This is a genomic window from Apibacter sp. (genome assembly GCF_025291155.1).
Classification (GTDB): Bacteria; Bacteroidota; Bacteroidia; order Flavobacteriales; family Weeksellaceae; genus Apibacter.
The window spans coordinates 1-8,225 of record NZ_JAMBJZ010000090.1 but is presented as its reverse complement, the minus strand read 5'-3'; the positions used below and the strand labels follow the sequence as shown (position 1 = coordinate 8,225).

General features: G+C 29.8%; 11 protein-coding genes and 1 pseudogene. 9 read left to right on the top strand and 3 right to left on the bottom strand.

Features of this window, described 5'->3' with window-relative positions; all coding sequences use genetic code 11:
• From M3Z80_RS08325 to M3Z80_RS08315, 3 genes are all read left to right on the top strand, one after another.
• On the top strand, positions 1-292 hold a 292-nt coding region (locus M3Z80_RS08325; RefSeq protein WP_293919122.1), incomplete at its 5' end, for a TonB-dependent receptor domain-containing protein.
• Between the two features lie 13 nt (positions 293-305).
• The gene (locus M3Z80_RS08320; RefSeq protein ID WP_293919121.1) at positions 306-479 is read left to right on the top strand and encodes a hypothetical protein; all 174 of its coding nucleotides are present in this window, start codon (positions 306-308) and stop codon (positions 477-479) included.
• A gap of 3 nt (positions 480-482) precedes the next feature.
• Complete coding sequence (locus tag M3Z80_RS08315) at positions 483-1,391, top strand: alpha/beta hydrolase-fold protein (RefSeq protein ID WP_293919119.1); 909 nt, start codon at positions 483-485, stop codon at positions 1,389-1,391.
• Positions 1,392-1,476: 85 nt separating this feature from the next.
• On the opposite strand, the gene M3Z80_RS08310 is transcribed toward M3Z80_RS08315, so the two are convergent.
• The gene (locus M3Z80_RS08310; protein WP_293919118.1) at positions 1,477-2,010 is read right to left on the bottom strand and encodes a DUF4136 domain-containing protein; all 534 of its coding nucleotides are present in this window, start codon (positions 2,008-2,010) and stop codon (positions 1,477-1,479) included.
• A gap of 217 nt (positions 2,011-2,227) precedes the next feature.
• Between M3Z80_RS08310 and M3Z80_RS08305 the strand changes: the two genes are divergently transcribed.
• Genes M3Z80_RS08305 through M3Z80_RS08290 form a run of 4 tightly spaced genes read left to right on the top strand, consistent with a single transcriptional unit; the run spans position 2,228 to position 4,851 of the window.
• Positions 2,228-2,671: a BT0820 family HAD-type phosphatase gene (locus M3Z80_RS08305; RefSeq protein ID WP_293919117.1), complete on the top strand. Its 444-nt coding sequence runs from the start codon at positions 2,228-2,230 to the stop codon at positions 2,669-2,671.
• Positions 2,668-3,474, top strand: coding sequence for a type I methionyl aminopeptidase (gene map / locus M3Z80_RS08300; protein WP_293919115.1), 807 nt, complete (start codon positions 2,668-2,670; stop codon positions 3,472-3,474). The genes M3Z80_RS08305 and map overlap by 4 nt, the downstream gene beginning before the upstream one ends.
• 16 nt (positions 3,475-3,490) lie before the next feature.
• Positions 3,491-4,267: a class I SAM-dependent methyltransferase gene (locus tag M3Z80_RS08295; RefSeq protein ID WP_293919114.1), complete on the top strand. Its 777-nt coding sequence runs from the start codon at positions 3,491-3,493 to the stop codon at positions 4,265-4,267.
• Positions 4,268-4,299: 32 nt separating this feature from the next.
• Entirely contained in the window at positions 4,300-4,851 is a 552-nt protein-coding gene (locus M3Z80_RS08290; RefSeq protein ID WP_293919113.1) for an RNA methyltransferase, read from the top strand.
• A gap of 254 nt (positions 4,852-5,105) precedes the next feature.
• Here M3Z80_RS08290 and M3Z80_RS08285 read toward each other — a convergent pair whose 3' ends face one another.
• Together M3Z80_RS08285 and M3Z80_RS08280 are read right to left on the bottom strand one after the other, a co-directional pair.
• On the bottom strand, positions 5,106-6,077 hold the full coding sequence (locus M3Z80_RS08285) for a deoxyhypusine synthase family protein (RefSeq protein WP_293919112.1): 972 nt from the start codon (positions 6,075-6,077) through the stop codon (positions 5,106-5,108).
• A gap of 27 nt (positions 6,078-6,104) precedes the next feature.
• A complete protein-coding gene (locus tag M3Z80_RS08280; RefSeq protein WP_293919111.1) occupies positions 6,105-7,178 on the bottom strand; it encodes a TerC family protein in 1,074 nt (357 codons plus the stop codon).
• Between the two features lie 168 nt (positions 7,179-7,346).
• Between M3Z80_RS08280 and M3Z80_RS08275 the strand changes: the two genes are divergently transcribed.
• Positions 7,347-7,820: an Lrp/AsnC ligand binding domain-containing protein gene (locus M3Z80_RS08275; RefSeq protein WP_293919110.1), complete on the top strand. Its 474-nt coding sequence runs from the start codon at positions 7,347-7,349 to the stop codon at positions 7,818-7,820.
• A gap of 23 nt (positions 7,821-7,843) precedes the next feature.
• A pseudogene (locus M3Z80_RS08270) lies at positions 7,844-8,225 on the top strand (deoxyribose-phosphate aldolase); the annotation flags it as partial.

Here is an 8,225-nt window from a genome sequence, read left to right as displayed (position 1 = left end):
CTATAATTCTTTTAATTTTTGGACCGATTATGCTCTTACCCAAAACAAATTAAAGGGAGTAGGGATAGGAATGGGTATGAATTCCGTAGGAAAATCATTTTGGGATGATGTTAATACCTTTATTATTTCAGGATACACCACATTAGATATGAGTATTTTTTATAAAACTGATAACTATAAAGTTTCTCTAAAAATGAATAATATAACAGATAAAACATATTGGACGAGCAGCTATTGGGCACAACCACAAAAACCAAGACAAATCCTAGCATCGTTAAGTTATAATTTTTAATATAAATTAATATATGAAAAAAAATCTAGTACTAATAATAGGTATGGTTTTATTTATTACATCTCTATATGGACAAGAAGAATTGAATGTTGGTAAAAAATATAATCTTTACTCAAATGAACTACATGAAAATAGAGAATATTGGATATACCTTCCTGATGGATATGAATCCTATAAAGAAAAGTAACCAGTGATTTATTTACTTGATGGAGAATCTAATTTTTTTACCTTAGTTGCCGTGCAGAAGGCATTGACAAAGGGAATGTATAATTATATGCCGGAGTCCATTATAGTAGGAGTTGTAAACACGAATAGAACCAGAGATTTGACGCCCAGTAAATCTTTTCTCAAGAGAGACGGGAATATTTTTTTTGAAAACAGTGGAGGTGCGGAAAAATTTTATAATTTTTTAATTGAAGAATTAAGACCTCATGTAGACTCAACCTATAGATCCAATAATTATAATATATTGGTCGGACATTCATTTGGAGGTTTATTTGTCATAAATACATGGGTGCATCATCCATTGTCTTTTAATTCTTACGTATCCATAGATCCTAGTTTATGGTGGGATAATAGAAAAATAATTAAAGAGTCAAAAGATATTTGGAAGAAGATAGGCTATAAAGGAAAAAACTTATATATAGCTATGTCTAAAAAGGACAAACAAGGAAATAATGAACATTCCGATGCTATAAATGATTTTTGTCAAGAATTATCCAGTGAAAATTCATTGAAAAATAATTTATTAAGATTCAAATGGAAATACTATCCTGAGGAAGATCATGGAACTATAATTATGCCAGGAATTTACGATTCATTTAAATTTATTTTTCAAGGGATTACTTTACCTGTTAAGAAAATTCCTAAAAACCCGGAATTAATAGACAAATATTATAACAAACTATCATCAGAATTGAATTATACATTTGAACCTTCTGAAAACTTACTTTATAACTTGGCGGAATATGCGCTTTCAGTTGGTGAAACGGAGGGAGCATTAAAAATCATTGAACAAAATATAAAATTAGATCCTGAAAATGCGAAAATCAGAGAAATTGAAAGAAATATTCGTAAAGAATTCAAACTAAATAATTAACTAAGAAAATTTTGAAATAATTGGAATGAAAAATAACTTAATAAGTAAAAAAGCCTCAAAATCTAATTTTGAGGCTTTAATAATCCTAATAATAGGAATTATTTTTTTTTCTAGGAGGATAGTAATTAAAGATTTTTTGAAATGCATTATTAATTTGTTTTTCTTTATTATTCATATCACCCACATCAAAACCTTCTACGATACCTTCCCAAACTAAAATATTTTTTTTAGAATCAACCAAGTGAAAAGTCAATTTTCCTTCACGAGTTTCATATACGGTACTTGTAGGAGCCCAATAATACCCCCAGCCCCATGGACCATTCCAATAAGGGTCATTATAAACATTAATTACTTTTTTAGATGAAGCAAGTACATTTACTATAAGATCCCCATTAGTACTTTCGGTTAGTCCTTTATTTTCTAATTGTTGTTTCAAAGCCCTTGTAATTCGACTTTTATCTATGTCATTCATTTTTAATTTATCTATTCCTTGCTGATAAATTGTAAAAGACTTATAATTTGAAAAATCGACTGTTTTATCATAGTCATAGGAGGTAGTTAATGCACAACTTGATAGTAAAATACAAAAAGCAGCCATGACTAAAAGCTTTAATTTCATAGACATATTTATTTTAATTAATATTTTGGGTTAAAAATTGACAATCTAATATTATACCAAAATTTATAAAAATAGCAAACAATTCCAACATTATAAATTATAAATATTATACAATTAGAAAATCATATAAAATAACTAAAAATTAATTGATTAAAAACTTGTAAATTTGCGAAAAAAATTAGCTATATATAAGGCTGAAAAAAAATAATTTAACTAAATGAATAATAAGATTATTGCTATAGACTTTGATGGGACAATAGTAGAAGATAAATACCCTGAAATAGGAAAACCAATGATTTTTGCGTTTGAAACTATGAAAAGACTTCAAAATAAAGGTTTCCGTTTAATACTTTGGACCTATAGACAAGGTGAAAAATTAGACGAGGCAGTTAAATTTTGTTATGAGAATGGAATTGAATTTTATGCAGTAAACTCCAGTTTTGAAGGAGAAATATTTGATATTAAAAATCAAAGTAGGAAAATAAATGCAGATTATTTTATTGATGATCGAAATTTAGGAGGTTTTCCAGGTTGGGGAGAAGTATATGAAATTATAAAAGAAAAAATAGAATTTGGAATAGAAGGAAAACAGATATTAGCCTATTCTAAACGTAAACATAAAAATAAGAGAGGTTTTTTTTCAAGAATTTTTAACTTATGATACAATTAAAAACAAAAGATGAAATTGAATTGATGTATGAAAGTGCTCAATTAGTTTCTAAAACTTTGGGTATGTTGGCTAAAGAAGTAAAACCTGGAGTTACTACATTACACCTGGATAAATTAGCGGAAGAATATATAAGAGATAATGGGGCAATTCCCGGATTTTTAGGTCTATATGATTTTCCTAATACTCTTTGTATGTCACCCAATGAACAAGTGGTTCATGGAATACCTAATAACAAGCCACTTAAAGAAGGAGATATTATTTCTATTGACTGCGGAGCTTTAAAAAATGGTTTTTATGGAGATCAGGCCTTTACATTTGCTGTCGGGACTATTGATCCTGAAATTGATAAAATGATGCGTATAACAAGACAAAGTTTATATGCAGGTATTAAAAAATGTAAAGTTGGAAATCGAATAGGGGATGTAAGTTTTGCTATTCAATTGATTTGTGAAAATGCAGGATATGGCGTAGTACGTGAATTGGTAGGTCACGGTTTAGGAAAAGAGATGCATGAAGATCCCCAAGTTCCAAACTACGGAAGAAAAGGAAGCGGCCCAAAAATCGAAGAAGGATTAGTAATAGCCATTGAGCCGATGATTAATATGGGAACTTATAAAGTAAAATTTCATAATGACGGTTGGACTGTAACAACCAAAGATAATCTACCATCCTGCCATTTTGAACATGATGTAGCTGTAGTAGATGGAGAACCCAAATTATTGTCAACTTATAAATATATATATGAAGCATTAGGGATTTCCTCAAATGAGGAAGAAGAATTTTTATATAAATAGATAGCCGCACTAATAAATGAAGCAAATATTTAAATTTTTCTTGAATTTAATCCCTAGACCCATACTCATTAAATTCAGCTATTTTTTAGCTCCCGTATTCTCATTATTATATAGAGGAAATAAATTGGTCGATCCTATAGATGGAAAACAATATCGAAAATTTCTTCCATATGGATATGGAAATCCTAGAGAAAACGCATTATCTCCCGGAACTTTATCACTTGAAAGACACAGATTAATGTGGTTGTATCTTCAAAGGGATACGAATTTTTTTTCTGCTCGGTTGAAAGTTTTAAGCATTGCTCCTGAACAATGTTTTCTTAAACGATTCAAAGCATTAAAAAATCTGGATTATACAACGGCGGATCTTTATTCACCTATCGTAGATGTAAAAGCCGATATCCTGGATTTACCATTTAACAATTGCGAATTTGATGTGATTTTTTGTAATCATGTGTTAGAACATATTGAGGATGATTCGAAAGCTATGTCTGAGTTATATAGAGTTATGAAACCGGGAGGTTGGGGAATTTTTCAAGTTCCAATGAGATATAGTTATGAAAAAACTTATGAAGATTTTTCTATAAAAGATAGAGAAGAGAGAAAAAAACACTTTGGACAATATGATCACGTAAGATGGTACGGAATGGATTATTTTGAAAGACTTGAAAAAGTAGGTTTCAAGGTTGAAAAAGTTAAATATTATGAAGTTTTATCAGAGAAAGAAATGCAAAAATATGCTCTTTCGAATAATGAAATTCTTCCGGTCGTAAGAAAAATGGCTGAAAATTAATTAAGTTTTTAGATTAAAGTTATCCCTAAAATATGCATTCAAAAGGAAAAATAGAAAAATTAAAATTAGAATCACTAAATAGGAAATCCATAGAAGTATATAAAGAAAGTAAGAAAATTCCTGTTGTAGTATTACTTGATCAAGTACGATCCATGCACAATGTAGGATCAGTATTTAGAACTTCAGATGCCTTTTCTATTGACAAAGTTTATTTATGTGGGATAACTCCTTGTCCTCCTCATCGAGAAATACAAAAAACCGCTTTAGGAGCTACAGAAAGTGTAGAATGGGAACATCAAGGAAATATAGAAGAATTAATCATTCGCTTAAAGGAACAAGGCTACATTATAATAGGCGTAGAGCAAGTAAAAGGAAGTATAATGTTACAAGATTATTCCATAGACATGAAACAAAAATATGCATTAATTCTTGGAAATGAAGTGGAAGGAATAAGCGAGCAAATTCTTAATTTAATTGATGTTTTTGTTGAAATACCTCAATCTGGAACAAAACATTCTTTAAATGTTAGTGTTTGTGCCGGAATTGTACTTTGGGAGTGGTATCGCGCTTTAGTTACATATTAAAAAATGAAATGAAGAAAATTATTTTTTTAAAAACTCATCTTATTTTATATATTTTGTAAGGAAATGTAATTAGTTAAAATCCAAGTTGAGATGAGAAATAACAATTGAAAAATATAAATTTTTTGAATGAATATTAAATAATACTATGTAAATCTAAATAAAAAATATTTTTATGAATTGATAGTATGTTTTAAGATAAAAGTTCGGAGTTTTAATTATCCGAACTTTTTATATTATTTACTCAGGATAAGCAATTACATCTCCAGTATATATGCAAATACAAGAGGAGCTACAATTGTAGCATCACTTTCAATAATGAATTTAGGGGTATTAATGTCTAGTTTTCCCCAAGTAATTTTTTCATTAGGAACAGCTCCTGAATACGAGCCATAGCTGGTTGTTGAATCGGATATCTGACAGAAATAACTCCAGAACGGTACATCTTCCCATTCTAAATCCTGATACATCATAGGTACAACACAAATTGGGAAATCTCCTGAAATTCCTCCTGCAATTTGGAAAAATCCAACTCCTTTACCACCGGAATTATTGCGATACCATTCGGTAAGGTAAATCATATATTCTATACCTGTTTTCATGGTAGAAGCTTTTAAATTTCCCTTGATAACATTTGCTGCAAATATATTTCCCATAGTACTGTCTTCCCAGCCTGGAACCACAATCGGTAAGTTCTTTTCAGCAGCTGCTAACATCCAGCTGTTTTTCGGATCTATTTCGTAATACTGTTCCAACACTCCTGAAAGTAGCATTTGATACATATATTCATGAGGAAAATATCTTTCTCCTTTCTCATCTGCATTTTTCCATATTTTTTCAATATGTTGCTGAATTCTTCGGAAAGCCTCCTCTTCAGGAATACAAGTATCTGTAACACGATTTAAATGATTTTCCAACAATTCCCATTCTTGTTGCGGAGTAAGATCGCGATATTCTGGAATTCTCTTATAATGAGAATGAGCAACTAAATTCATAATGTCTTCTTCAAGATTAGCTCCGGTACAAGAGATAATAGACACTTTATCTTGGCGGATCATTTCTGCCAAAATTTTACCTAATTCAGCGGTGCTCATTGCACCTCCCATAGTAATCATCATTTTTCCCCCATCTTTAAGATGAGCTACATAACCTTTAGCAGCATCTACTAAGGTTGCAGAATTGAAATGTAAAAAATATTTCTCAATAAATTCCGAAATAGGTTTATTCATTGTAAATTCTAATTTTTATATATTAAATTAAACATTTTTTGTTTTTTTTTCAGGAAATGTAATTGAAAGTAATACTGAAATTATTAATACTCCCGCGACTACTCCTAACGACACAATCGATGAAATATGTAAAAATGGGGCAATCAACATTTTAATGCCTATGAAACTCAATATGATTGCTAATCCATATTTTAATTTACTGAACATATACATAAAATTAGCTAGTAAGAAATATAGAGATCTCAATCCTAAAATAGCAAATATATTAGATGTATATAAAATAAAAGGATCATTAGGAGCTACAGCAAAAATAGCCGGTATAGAATCGACTGCAAAAATTAAATCCGTGAATTCTATAATCACTAAAGCTGTAAATAAGGGAGTTGCCATTTTTATACCCTTCTTTATGGTAAAGAATTTACTTCCATCCAACTCATCGGAGACCTTAAAAAAACGTTTAACGAAACGAGCACCGAAACTTTCATTCAGATTTTTTTTATCCTCACCTTCGTCATCTTTTGAATTCCATGAATGAATCCCTGCATAAATGAGGAAGAAACCGAAAATAGTTAAAATTATATTGGGTCTGAAAAACTGCAATTGATCATAGTTAGCATGCTCTGCACTTTCTTGGTTTAATATAAAATGAAAATTACCGATTGAAAAGGGAGGAAGATAAGTCTTATTAATCATTTCAACACCTAGGAAAATGAAGACTGCTCTAAAAGCTAGGGCACCTATAATTCCCCAAAATAAAATTTTATGTTGAAATTCTTTAGGTATTTTAAAAAAACCAAAGACCATGATAAACACAAAAAGATTATCTACTGATAATGCTTTTTCAATCCAATAAGCAGATTGAAATTGAGAAAATTTCTCAAGAGCAAAGCTCGATCCGTCAGCTTGGCTAAATACAAAATATATAATTCCACTAAAAATCATGGCTAATGAAATCCAGACTACGGACCAAATAGCTGCTTCTTTATTGGAAATTACATGCGATTTTTTATTAAGAATTCCCAAATCAAGTAGAAGCATAATAATAATCGAAACCGCGAATATGGTAATTAATCCCGGATGATTAAGCATATTGTCCTGCATGTACAGCTATTTTTAAATTATTAAATTCAAAGTTAATTATTTTTATATAGAACGGCAAAAAGTAAAATCAATTTAAAATTGTCTGAATCGTGAAATATGGTAAAGCTTATAAAAGATAAAAAAGTAAATTGTATAATATTAATTAAGTATTTGTAATTTTACAAAAAAATGAGAATATCAGACTTACATACAATAGAATTAGATGGTATTGATAAAATCATTTTAAAAGCCTTAATGGAGAATTCGAAAGCTCCTGTCTCAAATATAGCTAGACAAGTGGGAGTTTCTTCTACAGCCATTCATCAAAGAATAAAAAAATTGGAGGCTGCAAAAATAATAGAAGATCCGATTACCCCGCTAAATTATAAATTATTGGGATACAAAACTACTGCCTATGTAGGAATTTTTTTGGAAAAATCTGCACAATACCAAGAAGCTATAATGAGCATGATGAAAATTCCAGAAATTATAGAAGCGCACTTCACAACTGGCAATTATGCAATTTTCATTAAAATATTATGTAAGGATAATGATCATCTTATGTCGGTATTAAGAAATGAAATACAAAATATAAAAGGTATAGAAAGAACTGAGACAATTATTTCATTAGAGCAAAGTATTTCACGCCAAATCATACCTTGAAATCAATTAAAACTTTAAGATAAATGGATATTAGAAAATATTTAGATTCAACTTACCTTAAGTTGGCATCACAAAGTGGATTGACAGAAGAGCAAACTTTTGAAGAAGTTAAAAAACTTACCAATGAAGCAATTGATAATCAATTTTATTTGGTCATGATTCGTCCCGAATATGTTAAAAAAGTAAAAGAAATGATTCATAGCGTCAATTCTGATGTGAAGGTAGGAACAGTAATTGGATTCCACGAAGGAAATTATTCAATTGATGAAAAACTTACGGAAGCTCAAAAAGCGATAGAGGATGGAGTTGATGAGCTGGATTATGTTATTAATTATGAGGCTTTTAAAAAAGGGGACATAGATTTAGTTAAGCAAGAATTTATTTCAGGAACTATGTTAGGTTTAA

What these genes read in the sequence shown, in the direction of transcription:
- M3Z80_RS08285 (WP_293919112.1), bottom strand. Translation starts at nt 6,077, where the DNA reads ATGAATAAACCTATTTCGGAATTTATTGAGAAATATTTTTTACATTTC.
- M3Z80_RS08295 (WP_293919114.1), top strand. Translation starts at nt 3,491, where the DNA reads ATGAAGCAAATATTTAAATTTTTCTTGAATTTAATCCCTAGACCCATA.
- map (WP_293919115.1), top strand. Translation starts at nt 2,668, where the DNA reads ATGATACAATTAAAAACAAAAGATGAAATTGAATTGATGTATGAAAGT.
- M3Z80_RS08305 (WP_293919117.1), top strand. Translation starts at nt 2,228, where the DNA reads ATGAATAATAAGATTATTGCTATAGACTTTGATGGGACAATAGTAGAA.
- M3Z80_RS08290 (WP_293919113.1), top strand. Translation starts at nt 4,300, where the DNA reads ATGCATTCAAAAGGAAAAATAGAAAAATTAAAATTAGAATCACTAAAT.
- M3Z80_RS08310 (WP_293919118.1), bottom strand. Translation starts at nt 2,010, where the DNA reads ATGAAATTAAAGCTTTTAGTCATGGCTGCTTTTTGTATTTTACTATCA.
- M3Z80_RS08275 (WP_293919110.1), top strand. Translation starts at nt 7,347, where the DNA reads ATGAGAATATCAGACTTACATACAATAGAATTAGATGGTATTGATAAA.
- M3Z80_RS08320 (WP_293919121.1), top strand. Translation starts at nt 306, where the DNA reads ATGAAAAAAAATCTAGTACTAATAATAGGTATGGTTTTATTTATTACA.
- M3Z80_RS08280 (WP_293919111.1), bottom strand. Translation starts at nt 7,178, where the DNA reads ATGCAGGACAATATGCTTAATCATCCGGGATTAATTACCATATTCGCG.